20 protein-coding genes are annotated in these 21,399 nt (G+C 68.3%); 11 read left to right on the top strand and 9 right to left on the bottom strand.

Annotated elements, in window-relative coordinates; all coding sequences use genetic code 11:
• Positions 1 to 139: 139 nt before the first annotated feature.
• Together QM569_RS06140 and QM569_RS06135 are read right to left on the bottom strand one after the other, a co-directional pair.
• The gene (locus QM569_RS06140) at positions 140 to 541 is read right to left on the bottom strand and encodes a PIN domain-containing protein (RefSeq protein ID WP_414986343.1); all 402 of its coding nucleotides are present in this window, start codon (positions 539 to 541) and stop codon (positions 140 to 142) included.
• 4 nt (positions 542 to 545) lie between these two features.
• Positions 546 to 767 carry a type II toxin-antitoxin system Phd/YefM family antitoxin gene (locus QM569_RS06135; protein ID WP_414986342.1) on the bottom strand — a complete coding sequence of 74 codons (222 nt, stop codon included), beginning with the start codon at positions 765 to 767 and terminating at the stop codon, positions 546 to 548.
• 210 nt (positions 768 to 977) lie between these two features.
• Here QM569_RS06135 and smc point away from each other — a divergent pair, with 210 nt between their 5' ends.
• From smc to QM569_RS06110, 5 genes are all read left to right on the top strand, one after another.
• Positions 978 to 4,502 (top strand): chromosome segregation protein SMC, encoded by a 3,525-nt coding sequence (gene smc / locus QM569_RS06130; protein WP_414986341.1) that lies wholly within the window; start codon positions 978 to 980, stop codon positions 4,500 to 4,502.
• Between the two features lie 6 nt (positions 4,503 to 4,508).
• Positions 4,509 to 5,627 carry a cell division protein FtsZ gene (locus tag QM569_RS06125; protein ID WP_414986340.1) on the top strand — a complete coding sequence of 373 codons (1,119 nt, stop codon included), beginning with the start codon at positions 4,509 to 4,511 and terminating at the stop codon, positions 5,625 to 5,627.
• 5 nt (positions 5,628 to 5,632) lie between these two features.
• Positions 5,633 to 7,717, top strand: a complete 2,085-nt coding sequence (gene ligA / locus QM569_RS06120) for an NAD-dependent DNA ligase LigA (protein ID WP_414986339.1) — start codon at positions 5,633 to 5,635, stop codon at positions 7,715 to 7,717.
• Positions 7,718 to 7,796: 79 nt separating this feature from the next.
• Entirely contained in the window at positions 7,797 to 8,726 is a 930-nt protein-coding gene (rssA, locus tag QM569_RS06115; protein ID WP_414986338.1) for a patatin-like phospholipase RssA, read from the top strand.
• Positions 8,727 to 8,786: 60 nt separating this feature from the next.
• Complete coding sequence (locus QM569_RS06110) at positions 8,787 to 11,066, top strand: penicillin-binding protein 1A (RefSeq protein WP_414986337.1); 2,280 nt, start codon at positions 8,787 to 8,789, stop codon at positions 11,064 to 11,066.
• Between the two features lie 12 nt (positions 11,067 to 11,078).
• On the opposite strand, the gene QM569_RS06105 is transcribed toward QM569_RS06110, so the two are convergent.
• Both QM569_RS06105 and QM569_RS06100 read right to left on the bottom strand, forming a co-directional pair.
• Positions 11,079 to 11,630 carry an NUDIX hydrolase gene (locus QM569_RS06105; RefSeq protein WP_414986336.1) on the bottom strand — a complete coding sequence of 184 codons (552 nt, stop codon included), beginning with the start codon at positions 11,628 to 11,630 and terminating at the stop codon, positions 11,079 to 11,081.
• Positions 11,631 to 11,700: 70 nt separating this feature from the next.
• Positions 11,701 to 12,399: a fumarylacetoacetate hydrolase family protein gene (locus QM569_RS06100; protein ID WP_414986335.1), complete on the bottom strand. Its 699-nt coding sequence runs from the start codon at positions 12,397 to 12,399 to the stop codon at positions 11,701 to 11,703.
• Positions 12,400 to 12,482: 83 nt separating this feature from the next.
• Here QM569_RS06100 and QM569_RS06095 point away from each other — a divergent pair, with 83 nt between their 5' ends.
• From QM569_RS06095 to pgeF, 3 genes are read left to right on the top strand one after another with little or no spacing between them, the layout of a single operon-like run.
• Positions 12,483 to 12,938 carry a MarR family winged helix-turn-helix transcriptional regulator gene (locus tag QM569_RS06095; RefSeq protein WP_414986334.1) on the top strand — a complete coding sequence of 152 codons (456 nt, stop codon included), beginning with the start codon at positions 12,483 to 12,485 and terminating at the stop codon, positions 12,936 to 12,938.
• A gap of 21 nt (positions 12,939 to 12,959) precedes the next feature.
• Positions 12,960 to 13,628: a maleylacetoacetate isomerase gene (gene maiA / locus QM569_RS06090; RefSeq protein ID WP_414986333.1), complete on the top strand. Its 669-nt coding sequence runs from the start codon at positions 12,960 to 12,962 to the stop codon at positions 13,626 to 13,628.
• Complete coding sequence (pgeF, locus tag QM569_RS06085) at positions 13,625 to 14,425, top strand: peptidoglycan editing factor PgeF (RefSeq protein WP_414986332.1); 801 nt, start codon at positions 13,625 to 13,627, stop codon at positions 14,423 to 14,425. The genes maiA and pgeF overlap by 4 nt, the downstream gene beginning before the upstream one ends.
• On the opposite strand, the gene QM569_RS06080 is transcribed toward pgeF, so the two are convergent.
• A complete protein-coding gene (locus QM569_RS06080; protein WP_414986331.1) occupies positions 14,345 to 14,656 on the bottom strand; it encodes a hypothetical protein in 312 nt (103 codons plus the stop codon). The two genes, pgeF and QM569_RS06080, sit on opposite strands and share 81 nt — an antisense overlap.
• Positions 14,657 to 14,740: 84 nt before the next feature.
• On the opposite strand from QM569_RS06080, the gene QM569_RS06075 reads away from it, so the two are divergent.
• From QM569_RS06075 to phbB, 3 genes are all read left to right on the top strand, one after another.
• The gene (locus tag QM569_RS06075; protein ID WP_414986330.1) at positions 14,741 to 16,444 is read left to right on the top strand and encodes a PHA/PHB synthase family protein; all 1,704 of its coding nucleotides are present in this window, start codon (positions 14,741 to 14,743) and stop codon (positions 16,442 to 16,444) included.
• 35 nt (positions 16,445 to 16,479) lie between these two features.
• Positions 16,480 to 17,661 carry an acetyl-CoA C-acetyltransferase gene (locus QM569_RS06070; protein ID WP_414986329.1) on the top strand — a complete coding sequence of 394 codons (1,182 nt, stop codon included), beginning with the start codon at positions 16,480 to 16,482 and terminating at the stop codon, positions 17,659 to 17,661.
• A gap of 92 nt (positions 17,662 to 17,753) precedes the next feature.
• Positions 17,754 to 18,491, top strand: a complete 738-nt coding sequence (phbB, locus tag QM569_RS06065; protein ID WP_414986328.1) for an acetoacetyl-CoA reductase — start codon at positions 17,754 to 17,756, stop codon at positions 18,489 to 18,491.
• Positions 18,492 to 18,574: 83 nt separating this feature from the next.
• Here the strand turns inward: phbB and QM569_RS06060 are convergent, their stop codons facing one another.
• From QM569_RS06060 to QM569_RS06045, 4 genes are all read right to left on the bottom strand, one after another.
• Positions 18,575 to 18,697, bottom strand: a complete 123-nt coding sequence (locus QM569_RS06060; RefSeq protein WP_414986327.1) for a hypothetical protein — start codon at positions 18,695 to 18,697, stop codon at positions 18,575 to 18,577.
• Positions 18,698 to 18,865: 168 nt separating this feature from the next.
• Positions 18,866 to 19,636 carry an SDR family NAD(P)-dependent oxidoreductase gene (locus QM569_RS06055; protein WP_414986326.1) on the bottom strand — a complete coding sequence of 257 codons (771 nt, stop codon included), beginning with the start codon at positions 19,634 to 19,636 and terminating at the stop codon, positions 18,866 to 18,868.
• A 44-nt stretch (positions 19,637 to 19,680) separates the two neighbouring features.
• A complete protein-coding gene (locus QM569_RS06050) occupies positions 19,681 to 20,283 on the bottom strand; it encodes a GNAT family N-acetyltransferase (RefSeq protein ID WP_414986325.1) in 603 nt (200 codons plus the stop codon).
• Positions 20,280 to 21,398 (bottom strand): PHA/PHB synthase family protein, encoded by a 1,119-nt coding sequence (locus tag QM569_RS06045; protein ID WP_414986324.1) that lies wholly within the window; start codon positions 21,396 to 21,398, stop codon positions 20,280 to 20,282. Before QM569_RS06045 ends, QM569_RS06050 begins: the two co-directional genes overlap by 4 nt.
• Position 21,399 lies beyond the last annotated feature (1 nt).

The raw sequence follows: 21,399 nt of genomic DNA, 5'->3' as shown, positions 1-21,399 counted from the left end.
GCTTTTGCTGTAGCCCCAGCGCTATCGCATGGCGCTCCATCTCGCTCAGTTGTTCGTAGGTGTTCTTTGTCATGGGAGTCTCAATTCTGAAGGGGTGTTGCACTTCAGATTTGAGGCCGCCAAGCGCCGAGGGCGATTTTTATAGAAAAGGGTTCTGGATGCGCAGCAGGCCATCCAGTTGCTGGCCGTGCTGCATGTCTTCGCTGTACAGGGTGTCGCAGCCCGCCAGTTGCGCGGCGGCCACGATCAGGCTGTCCCAGTGCGAGAAGCCGTAGCGCTCGCACAGGCGCATGGCGGCATCCACGGTGCGGGCCGAGACGGGCAGCACTTCGCAGTGCGCCATCAAGGAGCGGGCCGCAGCGTGGACGGCGGCGCGGTCGAGCTTGAGCTTGCGCGTGCAGACGTTGATGAACTCGTTGGCGACCTGCGTGCTGATGCAAGGCCGGGCCGCGAGCAGCGATTCCGCCCGCCGGGCCTTGGCCGCGTCGTCGGCCAGCAGGTACACCGCGATGTTGGTGTCGATGAAGGCGCGTCCGGCCATGGTGTCAGCCGCGTTCGTGGAGTTCGTCGCGGTCGATCTTCATGCCTTTCTTCCACGCACCGCGCAGTTGCCTGAAGGCGCTGAAGTCGGGCGCGGCGGGCTGCTCCGCCTGCAAGCGGGCCACGGGCTGGCCGCGCCGGGTGATGACCACTTCCTCTCCCTCCAGCACGGCGTCGAGCAGGGCGCTCAGGTGGGCCTTGGCTTCGGCGACGCTGACGGTTTGCATGGGCGTTCCTGCTTCAGTTGGTCATTTGAGATGACCATTCTAGTGGAACCAGTCTGGCAGGTGCCCATTTGCTTCAAAGTTAATAGCTGCCAGCGCTTTGTGCATAAGCGCTAGAGGCTGTTTTTGCTTACATTCCCCGGCCCGCCGGGGCGCAGAATGGGCGCGGTATCATCCAGCCTGCTTTCTGCCCGCGTCCTTCCCTCGTCCCCCGTGCGCCTCACCTCGATCAAGCTCTCCGGCTTCAAGTCCTTCGCCGAACCCACCAACTTCATGCTCCCGGGCCAACTGGTGGGCGTGGTGGGGCCGAACGGCTGCGGCAAGTCCAACATCATGGACGCGGTGCGCTGGGTGCTGGGCGAGTCCAAGGCCAGCGAGCTGCGCGGCGAGAGCATGCAGGACGTGATCTTCAGCGGCACCACCACGCGCAAGCAGGCCAGCCGCGCCAGCGTGGAGCTGACCTTCGACAACAGCGACCACCGCGCGGGCGGGCAGTGGAGCCAGTTCGGCGAGATCGCCGTCAAGCGCGTGCTGACGCGCGACGGCACCAGCAGCTACTTTCTGAACAACCAGCCCGTGCGCCGCCGCGACGTGCAGGACGTGTTCCTGGGCACGGGCCTGGGGCCGCGCGCCTACGCCATCATCGGGCAGGGCACCATCAGCCGCATCATCGAGTCGCGGCCCGAGGAACTGCGTTTGTTCCTGGAGGAGGCCGCAGGCGTCTCCAAGTACAAGGAGCGCCGCCGCGAGACGGAAAACCGCCTGTCCGACACGCGCGAGAACCTGACCCGCGTCGAGGACATCCTGCGCGAGCTGAACGCCAACCTCGAAAAGCTCGAAAAACAGGCCGAGGTGGCCGCCAGGTACAACACCCTGCAGTCCGACGCCACGCTGAAACAGCACCAGCTCTGGTACCTGAAGCGCGCCGACGCCGAGGCCGACCAGGACAAGGTGCGGCTGGAAGGGCTGCAGGCCGTGAACGACCTCGAATCGCGCATGGCCGACTTGCGCGCTGTCGAGTCCGACCTGGAAACCATCCGCCAGGCCCATTACGCAGCGGGCGATCAGGTGAACCAGGCCCAGGGCCGCCTGTACGAAGCCACGGCCGAGGTCGGCAAGCTCGAAGCCGAGATTCGCTACGTGGTCGAGGGCCGCCTGCGCGTGGAGCAGCGCCTGGTGCAACTGGCCGAGCAGATCGCCCAATGGCAGACGCGCAAGGAAGAGGCTGACATCGAGCTGGAGAACCTGGCCGGTGCAGGCATGGACGCCGAGGAGCGCGCCGAATTGCTGGCCGCCCAGGTGGAAGAACAGGCCATGCAAATGCCCGACCTAGAAGAAGCCCTGCGCCAAGCCCAGGCCCGCGCCAGCGAACAGCGTGCCAGCGTAGTGCAGGTGCAGCAGCAGATAGGAGTGTTGGCAGCAGAGCAGCGCAGCATCGACGAGCAAAGCCGCCAGCTAGACGCCCGCTTCGAGCGCCTGCGCACCGACCGCAACGCCTTGGCCGCGCCCGACGAGGCCCGCCTGACGAACCTGCGCGAGCAGTTGGAAGAAGCGCAGGAGATTGCTGAAACCACCGAAGCCCGCCTGCACGAACTGCAGGAATCCGTGCCCCAACTCGACGAAGACCGCCGCGCCCGCCAGCAGGCCGTGAACGCCGAGAGCGCCCGCCAGGCCGAGCTGTCCGCCCGCATGGAAGCGCTGAAAGCCTTGCAGGAAAAGGTCAAGACCGACGGCAAGCTGCAGCCTTGGCTTGCCAAGCACGGCCTGGACGGCTTGCAGGGCCTGTGGAGCCGCATCCATATCGAACCCGGCTGGGAAAACGCGCTGGAAGCCGCGCTGCGCGAGCGCTTGGGCGCACTGGAAGTAGGGCGGCTGGACATGGTGCGCGGCTTTTTGGGCGCAGGCGGCAACGATGCGCCGCCCGCCCGGCTGGCCTTCTACAGCGCCCCCGCCGCGGGCAACGCCGCCGCGCCATCGCCACACCAGCGCCTGTCCGACCTGCTGCGCGTGCACGACGCGGGCCTGCGCGCCGTGCTCACCGACTGGTTGCATGGCTGCACCACCGCACCCACGCTGGACGAGGCCCTGCAACGCCGCGCCAGCCTGCAGCCGGGCGAGGCCATCTACGTACCCACGGGCCACGCCGTCAGCAGCCACAGCGTGAGCTTCTACGCGCAAGACTCCGAACAGTCCGGCCTGCTGGCCCGCGCGCAAGAGATCGAGCACCTGGAAAAAGAACTGCGCGCCCAGGCCCTGATCGCCGAAGAATCGCGCACCGCCCTGGTCCGCGCCGAGGCCGCGTATGCCGACGCATCCCAGCGCCTCGTCACCGCCCGCCGCGAGGCGACCGAGGCCCAGGGCCGTGCCCACGAACTGCAGGTAGAGACGCTGCGCCTGACCCAGCTGGCCGAGCAGACCCGCGCCCGCAGCGAGCAGATCGACGCCGACCTGGCCGAAGTCGAAGCGCAACTGGCCGACCTGCAGGAGCGCCGCGTGGCCGCAGAGGCCCGCTTTGAAGAACTGGACATGCAGCTGGCCGACAGCCAGGAGCGCGAGGCGCAGCTGGGCGACGGCGTGATCGAGGCCGAGCGCAAGCTCACTGCCTGCCGCGAGCAGCAGCGCGCCCTGGAGCGCCAGGCGCAAGAGGCCACCTTCTCCCAGCGCAGCCTGGAAGCGCGCCGCGCCGAGCTGCAACGCTCCATAGCCACCGCAGACCAGCAGGCAGCGGCGCTTGCCAGCGAGCGCGAACGCGCTCAAGACGAACTCGCCCGCCTGTCCGACGCCGCAGCCCAAGGCGGCCTGCAAGCCGCGCTCGACGTGAAGATGGAGCGCGAAAAGCAACTGGCCGCCCAGCGCAGCCAGTACGACGACCTGACCACCAAGCTGCGCGCCAGCGACGAGCGCCGCATGCAACTGGAGCGCGCCCTCGACCCCCTGCGCCAGCGCATCACCGACTTCCAGCTCAAGGAACAGGCCGCCCGTCTGGGCCTGGAGCAATACACCACCTTGCTGGCCGACGCCCAGGCCGACCTGGCGGCGGTGGCGCAATCCATCGAGGAAGGCAACGTCCGCATCGGCGGCCTGCAGGGCGAGATCGACCGCCTGCACCGCGAGATTGCCGCCCTGGGCGCCGTCAACCTGGCCGCGCTGGACGAGCTGAACCTGGCCCGCGAGCGCAAGACCTTCCTGGACGCGCAAACCGCCGACCTGATGGAAGCCATGACCACGCTGGAAGACGCCATCCGCAAGATCGACGGCGAAACGCGCACGCTGCTGTCGGGCACCTTCGACACCGTCAACGCGCACTTTGGCCGCATGTTCCCCGAGCTGTTCGGCGGCGGCCAGGCCAGGCTCATCATGACGGGCGACGAAATCCTGGACTCCGGCGTGCAGGTCATGGCCCAGCCGCCGGGCAAGAAGAACCAGACCATCCACTTGCTGTCTGGCGGCGAAAAGGCGCTGACGGCCATCGCGCTGGTGTTCGCCATCTTCCAGTTGAACCCCGCACCGTTCTGCCTGCTGGACGAGGTGGACGCGCCGCTGGACGACGCGAATACCGAGCGCTACGCCAAGCTGGTGTCCAGCATGAGCAAGGGCACGCAGTTCCTGTTCATCAGCCACAACAAGATCGCCATGGAGATGGCCGAGCAGCTGATCGGCGTGACCATGCAGGAGCAGGGCGTCTCGCGCATCGTGGCGGTCGATATGGAGTCGGCCCTGTCCATGGCAGAGGCATAAACGTCTATGAGCACACTGCAATTGAGCCTGGCCATCATCGGCGGCCTGGTGCTGGCCTGCATCGTGGCCTACAACACCTGGACCACGCGGCGCAACACGCCCAAGCGCGCCTTGCCGCCAGAGCCAGAGCGCGTGGCCGAGCCCACGCTGCGCCAGGAGCCGGGTTTCGACACCGCAGCCGACGGCGTGGACGCACGGGATGCGCCGGACGACCCCTCGCCAGATTCCCCCATCACCGCACACGCCGTGGACCCAGCCGAGGCGCTGCAGATGCCCGTGCCCCCGTTCCCGGCGGAGCAGCGCCGCGCCGGGCTGGACCCGCTCATCGACGCCATCGCGCCGCTGCAGCCAGAATCCATCGTCTCCGGCGACGCCGCGCTGGCCGCCCAGCCGCCCACGCGCCGCGCGGGCAGCAAGCCCTTCGCCATCGAGGGCTTGAACGAGGCCACCCGGCAGTGGGAGACGCCCGCGCCCGGCCAGCGCTACCAGGGCTTCCAGGCGGGCGTGCAGCTTGCCAACCGCATGGGCGCGCTCAACGAGATCGAGTTCTCCGAATTCGTGGTCAAGGCCCAGGCGTTCGCCGACGCCATCAACGCCGCGCCCGACTTCCCCGACATGCTGCAAGAGGTGGCCCGCGCCCGCGAGCTGGACCAGTTCGCCAGCGAGCACGACGCGCAGCTTGCCTTCGTGCTGCGCGCGCGCCAGGCCGCCTGGAGCCCGGGCTACGTGCAGCAGAACGCCGCGCGCCTGGGTTTCGTGCCCGGCGCCATGCCGGGCCGCCTGGTGCTGCCCGCCAGCAGCCCCGGCCTGCCGCCGCTGCTCACCCTGGCCTTCGACACCCAGGCCGCGCTGGCCGACGACCCCGAGCAGTCCGCCATCCGCGACATCACTCTGAGCCTGGACGTGGCCCAGGTCCACCGCGCCGAGCAGCCCTTTGCCCGCCTGCGCGAACTGGCCGCCGCCCTGTGCGAGGCCATGGACGGCGTGCTGTGCGACCAGAACGGCACGCCGCTGCCCGCCATGGCCATGGACCCCATCGCCGCCGACCTGGAGCTGCTGTACGACAAGCTCGACGAGCGCGACCTGTCGGCGGGCTCGGTGCTGGCGCGGCGCTTGTTCAGCTAACGGCCATGGCCGAGAATTTGGATCTTTTTTCGGCTCCAGCGCTTGCCAGTCAAGCGCAGGCAGCTATCAAAATCAAAGCGCTGCGCGACCAGCTCAACGCCTGGGCGCACCAGTACTACGTGCTGGACGCGCCCACCGTGCCCGACGCCGAATACGACCGCGTGTTCCGCGAACTGCAGGCGCTGGAGGCTGCGCACCCCGACCTCGTCACGCCCGACTCGCCCACGCAGCGCGTGATCGGCGCGGTGATGGACGGGCTCACGCCCGTGCGGCACAAGGTGCCCATGCTCTCCATCCGCACCGAGACGGACACCGAGGCCACGGGCGCCGAGGCGTTCGACGCCCGCATCCGCCGCGAGCTGAAGCTGGCGCCCGATGCGCCGCCCGTCGAATACGTGGCCGAGCCCAAGTTCGACGGCCTGGCGATGAGCCTGCGCTACGAACAGGGCCGCCTGGTGCAGGCCGCCACGCGCGGCGACGGCGAGGTGGGCGAGGACGTGACGCACAACATCCGCACCATCCGCCAGATCCCCTTGGTGCTGGCGGACGCACCACCCGTGCTCGAAGTGCGCGGCGAGGTCTATATGCGCCGGGCGGATTTCGACGCGCTCAACGAGCGCCAGCGCGAGCAGGGCGGCAAGACGTTTGTCAACCCGCGCAACGCCGCTGCGGGCGCCGTGCGCCAGCTCGATTCGGGCATTGCCGCGCAGCGGCCGCTGTCGTTCTTCGCCTATGGGCTGGGCGAGGTGCAGGGCGTGCAGTTCGCCACGCATTTCGAGGTGCTGCAAAAGCTCAAGTCATGGGGTTTTCCGGTCGCGGCCCAGGCGGGGATTGCGCGGGGCGCTACTGAACTCATAGCATTTCACCAGCGCATCGGTGCCGAGCGCGACCAGTTGCCGTATGACATCGACGGCGTGGTCTACAAGGTCAACAGCCTGACGCTGCAAAGGCAGCTCGGCTACGTGACGCGCGAGCCGCGCTGGGCCGTGGCGCACAAGTACCCGGCGCAGGAGATGGTGACCCGCGTGGAAGGCATCGACGTGCAGGTGGGCCGCACCGGCAAGCTCACGCCCGTGGCGCGGCTGGCGCCCGTGTTCGTGGGCGGCGTCACCGTCACCAACGCCACGCTGCACAACCTGTTCGAGCTGCGCCGCAAGAGGGTGCGCGTGGGCGACCAGGCCATCGTGCGCCGCGCGGGCGACGTGATTCCTGAAGTGGTGGGCGTGGTGCCTGCGCCGCGTGAGGCGTATGTGCCCAACTTCCGCATGCCCAGGCAATGCCCGATCTGCGGGAGCAGCGTGGTGCGCGAGCCCGGCGAGGTCAACCACCGCTGCTCCGGCGGCCTGTTCTGCCCCGCGCAGCGCAAGCAGGCCGTGCTGCACTTTGCCCAGCGCCGGGCGATGGACATCGAGGGCCTGGGCGAGAAGCTGGTGGACCAGCTCGTCGAGGGCCAGGTGATCCGCGTGCTGCCCGATTTGTACCGGCTGGGCCTGTCGGGCCTGTCCGCGCTCGACCGCATGGCCGAGAAGTCCGCGCAGAACGTGCTGGATGCGCTGGAAAAATCCAAGCAGACCACGCTGCCGCGCTTTCTGTTCGGCCTCGGCATCCGCCACGTGGGCGAAGCCACGGCCAAGGACCTGGCGCGGCACTTCGGCGCACTCGACGCCATCATGGACGCCAGCACAGACCAGCTTTTGCAGGTAAACGACGTGGGCCCCGTAGTGGCCGAGGCGATCCACACCTTCTTCGCCCAGCCGCACAACCGCGAGGTGGTCGAGCAACTGCGCGCCTGCGGCGTCACCTGGGAGGAGGGCGCTCCGGCCGAAGGCGCCATGCTGCCCCTGGCGGGCAAGACCATCGTGCTCACCGGCACGCTGCCCACCCTGGGCCGCGACGAGGCCAAGGACCTGCTCGAAGCCGCGGGCGCGAAGGTGGCGGGGTCGGTCAGCAAAAAGACCAGCTACGTGGTCGCCGGGGCCGAGGCGGGCAGCAAGCTGGAGAAGGCCCAGGCCCTGGGCGTGCCCGTGCTGGACGAGGCGGGCATGCTGGCGCTTCTGACTCCCTCTCCCTCTGGGAGAGGGCAGGGGTGAGGGCCAGCCACATGCCCACGGCCAGCACCTTCACCCTCACCCCAGCCCTCTCCCGCACGCGGGAGAGGGGGCAACAGCCATGGCACTAGCCCGCCGCGCTCCCCGCCTGGGCCTGGCGCTGGGCAGCGGCTCGGCGCGCGGCTGGGCGCACATCGGCGTGCTGCAGGCGCTGCAGGAGGAGGGCGTGCGGCCCGACATCGTGTGCGGCGCATCCATCGGCGCTTTGGTGGGCGCGGCCTACGCGGCAGGCGAGCTGGAGCGCTTTGCCGAATGGGTGCAAAGCCTGGGCCTGCGCGAGGTGTTCGGCTTCATGGACTTCAACCTCGCGGGCGGCATGCTCAAGGGCGAGAAGCTCATCGCCTTCTGGCGCCGCCATTTCGCCGACTTCGCCATCGAGGATTCGCCGCTGCCCTTCGCCGCCGTGGCGACCGACCTGCACTCGGGCGCCGAGGTCTGGCTGCGCCAGGGCTCCATCGCCGACGCGGTGCGCGCGTCCATCGCGCTGCCCGGCTTGTTCACGCCCGTGGCGCGCGACGATGGCCGCCTGCTGGTCGATGGCGGCATCGTCAACCCCGTGCCCACGTCGCTGGCGCGCGCCATGGGGGCCGACATCGTGATCGCCGTGGACCTGAACGCCGACATCGTGTACCGCCACATGCAGCCCCTGGCCGTGGTGCGCGACGCGCAGGAGGCCGAGCCCCCGCCCGAGCCCGTGCCCGCCCCCCGAGACGGCTGGATGAGCCGCCTGAAGTTCTGGGCTCCGTCCGGCGGGCCGCAGGCGCCGCAGCCGCGCAAGCCCTCGGCGCTGGACGTGGTGATGACCAGCGTGAACATCATGCAGATGCGCATTACCCGCAGCCGCATGGCGGGCGACCCGCCCGAGGTGGTGATCGCCCCCAGCCTCGCGCACCTGGGCCTGCTGGACTTCCACCGCGCGCCCGAGGCCATCGCCGAGGGCCGCCGCGCCGCGCAGGCCGCGCTGCCGCAGTTGCGGCGCTTCATGCAATGAATGCTACTATATTGATAGCTGCTTGTGCTTGCTAGATAAGCGCTAGAGGCCGATTTGACCATGAACCTACCCACCATCCTCCACGCCGCCTGGCAGACGCTGCGGCGCTTCGTGCGCAGGCCCGACCGCCTGCTGTCCTGGCACAGCCTGGCCCTGGCCCTGGCGGCGCTGCCGTGCATCGCGCTGGCGGGCGTGCTGGCCTGTGCGCTCATCCTCGCGCCGTTCACCCCCAGCGTGGCCGACGTGCGCAAGGCCCGCAGCGAGCAGCCCGCGCAGCTGGTGTCTGCCGACGGCAAGCTGCTGGCCGAGTACCGCGCGACCAACCGCGAATGGGTGGAGCTGGGCCACATCTCGCCCCACGTGGTGGACGCCCTCATCGCCACCGAGGACCACCGCTTCTATGGCCACTGGGGCCTGGACTGGAAGCGCACGCTGTCGTCCGTGCTGCGCACGCTGGGCGGCGACCCGCAGGGCGGCTCCACCCTCACGCAGCAGCTCGCGCGCAACCTGTTCCCCGAGGAGATCGGGCGCTCGCGCGAGTTCCCGCAGGTGCTCACGCGCAAGCTCAAGGAGTCCGTCACGGCGCTCAAGGTCGAGGCGACGTACTCCAAGGACGAGATCCTGGAGACCTACCTGAACACCGTGCCCTTCCTCTACGGCGCCTACGGCATCGAGATGGCCGCGCGCACGTACTTCGACAAGTCGGCGGACAAGCTCGACGTGCTGGAGAGCGCCACGCTCATCGGCATGCTCAAGGGCACGGCCTACTACAACCCCGTGCTCAACCCCGAGCGCGCCCTGGCGCGGCGCAACACCGTGCTGTCGCAGATGGCCAAGCGCGGCAAGCTCGACGCCGCGCAGCTCGACGCCCTGCAAAAAAGCCCGCTGCGCATCGACTTCGAGCGCCAGACCGAGGTCATGGGCCCCGCGCCGCACTTCGCGCAGCAACTGCGCAAACAGCTCCTCGACTGGGCCGACAGCCACGGCTACAGCCTGTACTCCGACGGCCTGGTCATCCGCACCACCATCGACTCGCGCCTGCAGAACTTCGCCAACCAGGCCGTGGCGCGGCAGCTCAAGGCGCTGCAGGGCGTGGCCGACACGGCCTGGTCCCGCCGCGACGGCTGGAACGCCAAGAACGAGCTGGTGCAGACCCTGGTGCGCGAGAGCGCCGAATACCGCGCCGCGCTGGACAAGGGCCAGCCCGCCGACGAGGCGCTGGCGGCGTTGCTGGGCGACGATGCCTTTTTGCAGAAGCTGCGCACCGACAAGACGCGCGTGCAGGCGGGCTTTCTGGCGCAAGACCCCGCCACCGGCCACGTGCTGGCCTGGGTGGGCAGCCGCGACTTCGGGCAGGACCCGTTCGACCACGTGCAGGCCGCGCGCCGCCAGCCCGGCTCCACCTTCAAGCCCTTTGTCTATGGCGCGGCCTTCGCGCAGGGCGCGCAGCCGACGGACGTGCTGATGGACTCGGCCATCGAAATCCCCTTGGGCAATGGCCGCGTCTGGCGCCCCACGGACGGCGGCCCGCCCAGCGAGGAGCCCATGACGCTGGCCGACGGCCTGGCCCTGTCCAAGAACACCATCACCGCGCAGGTCATGCAGCAGGTGGGCCCGGCCCGCGTGGCCGAGGTGGCGCGCGCTTTGGGCGTGCGCCAGTCGCCGCTGGAAGAAGTGCCCTCGCTGGCCCTGGGCACCAGCCCCGTCACGCTGCGCGAAATGGTCACGGCCTACGGCAGCATCGTGAACCTGGGCCGCTACGTGGAGCCGGTGATGCTGCTCGCCATCGAGGACAAGAGCGGCACGGTGCTGGAGACCTTCGCCGAGCCCAGGCCCGAGCCCGTCTTCGACGCCCGCGCCGCGCAGATGCTGCGCAACACCATGCGCGGCGCGGTGGACCGGGGCACGGCCACGGCCATTCGCACGCGCTATGGCATCCAGGCCGACGTGGCGGGCAAGACCGGCACCACGCAGGACAACACGGACGGCTGGTTCATCCTCATGCACGCGCGCGCCGTGGCGGGCGCCTGGGCGGGCTTCAACGACGGCCGCATCACCCTGCGCAGCGACCACTGGGGCCAGGGCGCCCGCAGCGCGCTGCCCATGGTGGGCGACTTCATGCAGCAGGCGCTGCGCGCCAAGGTGATCGACGGCGGCGCGCGCTTCGTGGACGAGTTCGACCTGAGCCCGCCGCCACCCCCGGAAACCCCGGTGGAAACCATGCGCGACTGGATTCGCGGCTTGTTCGGCAGCCGCCCGCAGCCCGCGCCGTTGCCCGAGGAAGGCCAGCCGCAGCCCCAGATTGCCCCCGGCTCGCCGCCTGGGGGCGAGAAGCTGTAGCAGCCGGGGCGCTTACTCGATGTCGATGCAGTGCAGCCCGAAGCTGCCCTTGCGCCGGTCGGCAAAAAAGGCTTCCAGCGTCTCCTTCACCGTGCGGAAGGCGATCTCGTCCCAGGGCACCTCGGCCTCGGCGAACAGGCGGGCTTCGATGGTCTCGAAGCCGGGGTTGAACTGGTCGCTGAGCAGCGTGGCGCGGTAGAACAAATGCACCTGCCCGACGCGGCGCACGTTGAGCAGGCTGAACAGCGGGCCCATCTCGATCTGCGCGCCCGCTTCCTCGTCCGTCTCGCGCGCGGCGCCTTCGGCGGTGGTTTCATCCAGCTCCATGAAGCCTGCGGGCAGCGTCCACTTGCCCCAGCGCGGCTCGATGTTGCGCTTGCACAGCAGCACGCGCCCGTCGGCCAGCACGGGCACGGTGCCCACCACGTTCAGCGGGTTCTCGTAATGCACCGTGTGGCAGGCGGGGCACACGGCGCGCTGCTTGGTGTCGCCGTCGTCGGGCAGGCGATAGACGACGGCGGTGCCGCAGGCGCGGCAGTGCTTGATGGGGCTGCGGAAGGTCATGCAGGGATTTTAGCCAAATCGGCCTCCAGCGCTTATGGGGCAAGCGCTGGCAGCTATTAAAACCGTAGTATCAGACGACTTGCAGGCGCAGCAGTCCCAGACCATGAACGCCGGCTTCGAGCACGTCGCCGCGCGCCACGGCGGCCACGCCCTCGGGGGTGCCGGTGTAGATCAGGTCGCCGGGCTGCAGCTCCCAGGCGGCCGAGAGATGCTCGATGGTCTCGGCGATGTTCCAGATGAGCTGGGCCACGGTGCTGCGCTGGCGGTCGGCGCCGTTCACCTGCAGCCAGATGGCGGCTTTCTCCACGTCGCCCGCCTGCGCGGCGGGGGTGATGGGGCCGATGGGCGCGCTGGCGTCGAAGCCCTTGCCGATGCACCAGGGGCGGCCCTGCTTCTTCATGTTGTTCTGCAGGTCGCGGCGCGTCATGTCCAGGCCCACGGCGTAGCCGTAGATGTGGCGGTGCGCGTCGGCGGCCTGGATGTTCCTGCCGCCCTGGCCGATGGCGACCACCAGTTCCACCTCGTGGTGCAGGTTGGCCGTGAGGCTGGGGTAGGGCAGGCGGCCCGTCTCACCCGCGCCCACGGGCACGATGGCGTCGGCGGGCTTCATGAAGAAGAAGGGCGGCTCGCGCCCGGTAAAGCCCATCTCCTTGGCGTGCTCCTCGTAGTTGCGGCCCACGCAGTAGATGCGGTGGACGGGAAAGCGCTGTTCGCCGCTGCCCGCCACGGGTACGCTGGGCACCGGCGCGGGAGAAAACACATAGCTCATGGTGGCCTTTCTGATCGTCGCTGAGTGGTGTGGCTGGCAGTTTGCCACGGGCGCCTGTTCAGTGTTGCCATACACTCGCGCCCATGCCGGAGAGCTTCGACTTCCACAACACGCCGGGCCATCTGGTGCGCCGCGCCCACCAGCGCACCGTGGCGCTTTTCATGGAGGAGTCGGCGGGTTTCGACGTGACGCCCGTGCAGTTCGCCATCCTGCACCAGCTGCTGGCCCAGCCGGGCGAAGACCAGGTCACGCTGGCGTCGCGCGTGGCCTTCGACGCGGCCACGTCCGGGTCGGTGATAGGGCGGCTGGAGAAGCGCGGCTGGATACGCCGCGAGCCCGACACCCGCGACCGCCGCCGCAAGCTGCTGTGGATCACGCCCGAGGGCGAGGCGGCGGCCCTGCAGATGCTGGGCGCCGCCCAGCGCGTGCAGGAGCGCCTGATGGCCCCGCTCAACGAGCAGGAGCGCGGCGAGCTGATGGCGCTGCTCAACAAGCTCGTCTATCACCACCAGGACCCGGCGGGCGCCTCGGGCGCCTGACGCTTTCCTTCTCTTTTTTTCATGCAGCTCTACAACTACTTCCGCTCCTCGGCCTCGTTCCGCGTACGCATCGCGCTGCAGGTCAAGGGCCTGGCCTACGACTACGTGCCGGTACACCTCGTCAAGGGCGAGCACCAGGCGCCCGGGTACGCGGGCCGCATGGGCGACGCCCTGGTGCCCGCGCTGGCGACGGACGACGGCGCGCTGCTGTCGCAGTCCCTGGCCATCATCGAGTACCTGGACGAAACCCACCCCGCGCCGCCCCTGCTGCCTGCCCAAGCGCTGGCCCGCGCCCGCGTGCGCGCCCTGGCGCAGATGGTGGCGTGCGAGATCCACCCGCTGAACAACCTGCGCGTGCTCAAGTACCTGGTGCGCGACCTGAAAGTGGACGAGGACGCCAAGAACGCCTGGTACCACCACTGGACGCGCAAGGGGCTGGAGGCTTTCGAGCGCCAGCTGGCGCTGCTCGCGCAGGAGCGCGCCGCCCAGGGCCTGCCGCCGTCCGTGCTGTGCTGGGGCGATGCGCCCACTCTGGCCGACTGCTGCCTGGTGCCGCAGATCTTCAACGCCCGGCGCTTCAACGTCCGCCTGGACGGCCTGCCGCTCACCCTGGGCGCCTTCGATGCCTGCATGGCGCTGCCCGCGTTCCAGCAGGCCCAGCCCTCGGCCTGCCCGGACGCCGAAGCTTGATCACACCCGACTGGCCCGCGCCGCCCGGCGTGCAGGCGCTGTGTACCACCCGCGCGGGCGGCGTCAGCCTGCCGCCCTACGACAGCCTGAACCTGGGCAGCCACGTGGGCGACGACCCCGCAGCAGTGCGCGCCAACCGCCAGCGGCTGCAAGCCGCGCTGCACGGCGCGCGGCCCGTGTTTCTGACGCAGGTGCATGGCGACGGCGTGGTACACATCACCGCCGACACGCAAGGCGGCACCGAGGCCGATGCCTGCATTACCGACCAGCCCGGCGTGGCCTGCACCATCATGGTGGCGGACTGCCTGCCCGTGCTGCTGGCGCATGAGAGCGGCACCGTGGTGGCCGCCGCGCATGCGGGCTGGCGCGGGCTGGCGGGGGTGAATGGGCAGGGTGTGCTTGAATCGGTTTTCAAGCGTTTTCAGGCTCTGGCGCTTATCCAGCAAGCACCATCAGCTATCGAATTCAGAGCAAACGAGGTGCTGGCCTGGCTCGGCCCCTGCATCGGCCCGCAGGCGTTCGAGGTGGGCGCCGAGGTGCGCGCCGCGTTCTGCGCGGTCGACCCCGCTGCAGCGGGCTGCTTCACCCCCGGCGGGGCGGCGGGCAAGTACCTGTGCGACCTGGCGGGCCTGGCAAGGCGGCGGCTCAACGCCCTGGGGCTTACCCGCATCCATGGCAACGACGGCACGCCGCCGTGGTGTACCGTGGCGAACGCTTCACGGTTCTTCTCGCACCGGCGCGACACCGCCGCCCTGGGCGGCAGCGGGCGCTTCGCCGCCTGCATCTGGCGCGGCTGACGCTGCTGCGGCGCGTTCGGCGTCATACGCCGCTTGTTCAGCCGCCTCGCGCGCCTTGATGGCCCGCTTGCGCCCGGGCGTGCCCAGGATATAGACCAGGATGCCCATGGGCAGCACCCCGTACAGCACGAAAGTGATGACGGCTCCCAGCACGCTGCCGACGGGGCTGGTGGCTTCGGCCACGGCCATCATGAGGGTGACGTAGGTCCAGACGATAACGATCAGGTACATTGGTTTGCGGTGGTGGATTCGTTGCCATCGCCACCCAGGTGGACAACAATGAACGCGGACGACAAAAAAAGGACCGAGACAACCATGAAAGACTCCGAATTGCCATGGGCCAAGGGTGCTGAACAGTTTCAGCAGATTTTCGGGCAAAGCTGGGCGCAGGCCCTGCAGTCGTTGCGCAAGATCGACCTGGGGCCCATGCTGCCCGCAGCGCCCGCGCTGAAATTCTCCCCCGCCAAACTCCAGGAGCTGCAGCAGCAGTACCTGAAGGACGTGCAGGCGCTCTGGGCGCAGGGCCTGCAAGGCAAGCCCGAGATCAAGGACCGGCGCTTCGCGGGCGAAGGCTGGGCCAGCAACCCCGTGGCGGCCTTCACAGCCGCCGCCTACCTGCTCAACGCCCGCACGCTGATGGGCCTGGTCGATGCCGTGGAAGCGGACGAGAAAACCAAGGCCCGCATCCGCTTCGGCGTGGAGCAGTGGATGGCCGCCGTGTCGCCCAGCAACTTTCTGGCCTTCAACGCCGATGCGCAAAAGAAGGCCATCGAAACCCAGGGCGAGAGCATCGCCAAAGGCATTCAGAACCTGCTGCACGACCTGCGGCAGGGGCACGTGTCGATGACGGACGAGAGCCTGTTCGAGGTGGGCCGCAACGTGGCGACCACCGAGGGCGCGGTGGTGTTCGAGAACGAGCTGTTCCAGCTCATCGAATACAAGCCGCTGACCGCCAAGGTCTATGAGCGCCCCTTCCTCATGGTGCCGCCGTGCATCAACAAGTTCTACATCCTCGACCTGCAGCCCGAGAACTCGCTGATCCGCTACGCCGTGGAGCAGGGCCACCGCACCTTCGTCGTGAGCTGGCGCAACCCCCACGAGGAGTTGGCGCACAAGACCTGGGACGACTACGTGCAAGACGGCGCCCTGGCCGCCATCGACGTGGTGCGCAGCATCACGGGCGCGGATCAGATCAACGCCCTGGGCTTCTGCGTGGGCGGCACCATTCTGAGCAACGCGCTGGCCGTGCTCGCGGCGCGCGGCGACGACCCTGTGGCCAGCGCCACCTTCCTGACCACGCTGATCGACTTCAGCGACACCGGCATCCTGGACGTGTTCATCGACGAGGCGTTCGTCAAGTTCCGCGAGATGCAGATGGGCAACGGCGGGCTGATGAAGGGACAGGACCTGGCGTCCACCTTCAGCTTTTTGCGGCCCAACGACCTGGTGTGGAACTACGTGGTGGGCAACTACCTCAAGGGCGAGACGCCGCCGCCCTTCGACCTGCTGTACTGGAACAGCGACAGCACCAATCTGCCCGGCCCGTTCTACGCCTGGTACCTGCGCAACTTCTACCTGGAGAACAACCTCGTCCAGCCCGGCAAGGTGACGGTGTGCGGCGAGAAGATCGACCTGAACAACCTCACGCTGCCCGTGTACATCTACGGCTCGCGCGAGGACCACATCGTGCCCATCAACGCGGCCTACGCATCCACCCAGGTGCTGCCGGGCCAAAAGCGCTTCGTCATGGGCGCCTCGGGCCACATCGCGGGCGTCATCAACCCGCCCGCCGCCAAGAAGCGCAGCCACTGGCTGCGCGAGGACGGCAAGTTCCCGCCCACGCTCAAGGAATGGCAGGCCGGATCGACCGAGCTGCCCGGAAGCTGGTGGACGGACTGGTCCGCGTGGCTGAAAGCCCAGGCGGGCAAGCAAGTCGCCGCACCCAAGGGCTACGGCAAGGGCGCCAAGTTCAAGGCCATCGAGCCCGCCCCTGGCCGCTACGTCAAAGAAAAAGCCTGAACAAACCCCAACCTATCCATAAACAAGGAGATTCCATGGAAGACATCGTCATCGTTTCCGCCGCCCGCACCGCCGTGGGCAAGTTCGGCGGCGCGCTCGCCAAGACGCCCGCCACCGACCTAGGCGCCGTCGTGATCCGCGAGGCCATCGCCCGCGCGGGCCTGCAGGCCGACCAGATCGGCGAAGTCATCATGGGCCAGGTGCTGGCCGCTGGCGTGGGCCAGAACCCGGCCCGCCAGGCCATGATGAAGGCGGGCGTCGCCAAGGAAACGCCCGCGCTCACCATCAACGCCGTGTGCGGCTCGGGCCTCAAGGCCGTCATGCTGGCCGCGCAGGCCGTCGCCTGGGGCGACAGCGAGATCGTCGTCGCAGGCGGGCAGGAGAACATGAGCCTGGCGCCCCACGTGCTCAACGGCTCGCGCGAGGGCCAGCGCATGGGCGACTGGAAGCTCACCGACACCATGATCGTGGACGGCCTGTGGGACGTGTACAACCAGTACCACATGGGCATCACCGCCGAGAACGTGGCCAAGCAGTACGGCATTACCCGCGAAATGCAGGACGCCCTGGCCCTGGCCAGCCAGCAGAAGGCCGCCGCCGCGCAGGACGCGGGCAAGTTCGCCGACGAGATCGTGGGCGTGAGCCTGCCGCAGAAGAAGGGCGACCCCATCGTCTTCAACGCCGACGAGTACCTGAACCGCAAGACCAACGCCGAGGCCCTGGCGGGCCTGCGCCCTGCCTTCGACAAGGCGGGCTCGGTCACGGCGGGCAACGCCTCGGGCATCAACGACGGCGCGGCCGCCGTGGTGGTGATGAGCGCCAAGAAGGCGGCCGCCCTGGGCCTCAAGCCCCTGGCGCGCATCGCCGCGTTCGGCACCTCGGGCCTGGACCCCGCCACCATGGGCATGGGCCCCGTGCCCGCATCGCGCAAGGCGCTGCAGCGCGCGGGCTGGAACGCCGCCGACGTGGACCTGTTCGAGCTGAACGAAGCCTTTGCCGCCCAAGCCTGTGCGGTGAACAAGGAACTGGCCATCGACCCCGCCAAGGTCAACGTGAACGGCGGCGCCATCGCCATCGGCCACCCCATCGGCGCGTCCGGCTGCCGCATCCTGGTCACGCTGCTGCACGAGATGCAGCGCCGGAATGCCAAGAAGGGCCTGGCCGCGCTGTGCATCGGCGGCGGCATGGGCGTGTCGCTGGCGCTGGAACGCGCGTGACAGACTCGGTGTTTTCCTTCACGGCCCCGCCTGGCTTTATTGGGTAGAGTGGCACGGAGCGCACCATTGATAAACACCCAAGGAGATTTCGCATGAGCCAGAAAGTAGCGTACGTCACCGGCGGCATGGGCGGTATCGGCACCGCCATCTGCCAGCGCCTGCACAAGGAAGGATTCAAGGTCATCGCGGGCTGCGGTCCCACGCGCGACCATGCCAAGTGGCTGGCCGAGCAGAAGGCGCTGGGCTTCACGTTCCACGCCTCGGTCGGCAATGTGGGCGACTGGGATTCCACGGTCGAAGCCTTCACCAAGGCCAAGGCCGAGCACGGCAGCATCGACGTGCTGGTGAACAACGCGGGCATCACCCGCGACCGCATGTTCCTGAAGATGTCCCGCGAGGACTGGGACGCGGTGATCGAGACCAACCTCAACTCCATGTTCAACGTGACCAAGCAGGTCGTGGCCGACATGGTGGAAAAGGGCTGGGGCCGCATCATCAACATCAGCTCGGTCAATGGCGAAAAGGGCCAGGCAGGGCAGACCAACTATTCCGCCGCCAAGGCGGGCATGCACGGCTTCTCGATGGCCCTGGCGCAAGAGCTGGCGACCAAGGGCGTGACGGTGAACACCGTGAGCCCCGGCTACATCGGCACCGACATGGTCAAGGCCATCCGGCCCGACGTGCTGGAGAAGATCGTCGCCACCGTGCCCGTCAAGCGCCTGGGCGAGCCCAGCGAGATCGCCTCGATCATCGCCTGGCTGGCCTCGGAAGAGGGCGGCTACGCCACGGGGGCTGATTTCTCGGTCAACGGCGGCCTGCACATGGGCTGATTCTTTCAAGCCCCACAAAGCAAAAACCCCGCGATGCGGGGTTTTTTGATGGAGAAAAGTGAAACCGAGCGGGTCAGAGCCGATCAGAACCGGGCGGGTGTGCGCTTGCGGTCACGCTCGTCGTCAGGCCAGGCAGCCAGCATGGGAGCGCGCTTGCGGTCGCGTTCGTCATCGGGCCAGGCGGACAGTTTCGGGGTGGTGTTCATGGGGTTTGACTCCTTCGATGTGTGAACAACGCACCAGGAAAGCGCCGCGTTGACGGCAGGGCAGAAATTTCTTCGTCGGTAGTGAAACAGCTTGTTTTTACTATGAAAAGCATAGCTGCCAGCGCCCGTCCAATAAGCGCTGGCGGCCAAAAACACCCATAATTTTTGTTACAAAGACGAGCACAGGTGCCCGCCGTCCACCGGCACGCAGGCGCCCGTCATCCATGACCCAGCGTCGGTCGCCATCAGCAGCAGCAGGCCGTTGAGCTCCTCGGGCTTGCCAAGGCGGCGCATGGGAATGCGCTGGATCAGCGCCTTGCCGTAGTCGGTGGTCCACATCTCGTCGGTCATCTCGGTGCCGATGTAGCCGGGCTCGATGGCGTTGACGCGGATGCCATAGCGCGCCCATTCGAGTGCCAGGCTCTTGGTCATGTGGACCACGGCGGCCTTGGAGGCGGAGTAGGGCGTGATGCCGGGCATGACCCGCTCGCCCTGGATGGAAGCGATGTTGACAATGCTGCCGCCGCGCCCCGCGTCCTTCCAGCGCCGGGCGGCGTACACCGCCACCAGCCACACGCCGCGCACGTTGATGTTCATGATGTCGTCGAAGGTCTCTGTGGGCAGCTTCAGCGCCATGCCTTCGCCCGAGATGCCCGCGTTGTTGACCACCACGTCCAGCGGCTGGCCCGAGGCGTCGATGGCGGCGAAGGCCTGGGCGATGGAGTCCTCGGAGCCCACGTCCAGCGACAGCGCGGTGACCTCGGGCGAGCCCAGGGTCTTGAGTTCGTTCGCCAGTTTTTCGAGCCGGTCCTTGCGCCGCGCGGCGATGACCACCTTGGCCTTGCACTGCGCGGCCAGCCGCGCGAAGTTCTCGCCCAGGCCGGACGATGCGCCCGTGACCAGTACCTTCTTGCCCGCGAGCATTGCACCCATGTCCATGTCGTTGTCTCCTGTTGAATCTGTCTTGAAGCTTTTTTGCGATCCTAGCTGCCCAATGCCTCGGTCAGCCCGAAGGCGTCCTTGCGGGCGGATACCGCGTCCACGTGGTGGCTGAGCAGCACCAGATCGTGCAGCCTGCCCGCGCGGTCGGCCACGTGGGCGGCCAGCAGCGCCTCGGCCTTGAAGCCCATGTCCTCGAACACCGAGATGCCGCCGCGCTGATCGAGCGTCATCTGCGCCACCAGTTTTTTCAGGCCCAGGCCCAGCGCCTGGATGAAGCATTCCTGCATCATCAGCCGCCCCAGGCCCCGCCCGCGCCAGGCGGGGCTGGTGAGTATGCGCAGCTCGCCCACGTGGCGCGACCAGCTCAGGTCGTCGGTAAAGATGGCCGTGCAGCCGATCATGGACGCACCGTCCCAGGCAACCAGGCTGTGCAGCTCGCCGGTCTCGGTGGCGCGCATCCAGGCGTCGATGACCTTGGGGTGGGTGATGTCGCGCTTCAAGAACAGCAGGTCGTGCTCGGGCAACTGTGCCACCAGCGCCACCAGCCCCGCGCGGTCGGCGCTGGTCATGGGGCGTATGGTGATGCCGACGCCGTCGCAGGCGACGGTCAGCGGGTAGGTGCGTGCAGGGGTCTGGTTGGTCATACGGAGCGTCCTTCGAGCCAGGAATTGAGCGCTGGCCACATGCGCTTGATGGCGTTGGGCCCGGCGGCCAGACTGACGTGGCCGCCGGGCAGGATGATTTCGGTCTTGTCCTTGGAGCCCGCCTTGGCCACCAGCGGGTGCGCGGCGGCGGGCGGCACGATGTGGTCGTACTGCGCGATGAAGTGCAGCAGCGGCACTTTGATGTTCTCGATCTTCACGGGCTTGCCGCCCACGACGAGCGTGCCCTCGTACAGCGCGTTCTTGCGCATCAGCTCCTGGATGGTCTGGCGGAAGTAGCCGCCCGGCAGGGGCAGGGTCTCGTTGCCCCAGCGCTCCATGCGGCGGAAGGCCTTGACGAACTCGTCGTTCCAGAGGTTGTCCCACAGCCGTATCTGGCCCGCGACGCGGCTGGCGGGGCGCAGCGCATCGAAGCCCGCGGCCACGAAGTCGGCGGGGACGACGCCCACGCGCTCCACGAAACGGTCCACGTCGAAGCCGCCCTTGGCGTCGGACATCTTGCGAAACAGCTGCATTTCGCGAAAGTCCACGGGCGTGGTGAAGCACACCAGGTTCTTCACCGGCCCCTTGGGGTGCGTGGCCTGATAGACGGTGGAGAGCATGCCGCCCGCGCAGTACCCGATCAGAGTCACGTCCTGCTCGCCGCTGTCTTCCTGCACGCGGCGGATGCAGTCGGGGATGAAGCCGAGCGCGTAGTCCTCGATCTGCAAATGGGCCTCGTCGGCGCTGGGCGGGTTCCAGTCGATCAGGTACACGTCGTAGCCCTGCTGCAGCAGGAACTCGACCAGGCTCTGGCCGGGCGTGAGGTCCAGGATGAACGCCTTGTTGGTCGGCGCCATCACGATCAGGAGGGGCACGCGATACACCTCGTCGGCCTGGGCGTGGTAATGCACCAGCTCCAGCGTGCCCTGGCGGTACAGCACCGTCTTGGGCGTGCCGCCCACGGCGACGGGCGCAGCGCCCAGCAGTTCCACGCTTTTGAGGCCGCGCTGCACGGCGCGCTCCACCTCCAGGCGCAGGCGGGCGGCCAGCTCCAGGTCGGATTCGCGGGGCTTGGCGGCGGCCTGGTCGGCAGTCTTGGCCTTTTTGACCACCATG

The organism is Acidovorax sp., assembly GCF_047607405.1.
Lineage (GTDB): Bacteria > Pseudomonadota > Gammaproteobacteria > Burkholderiales > Burkholderiaceae_C > Acidovorax.
This window is presented reverse-complemented; position numbering and strand designations above follow the sequence as displayed.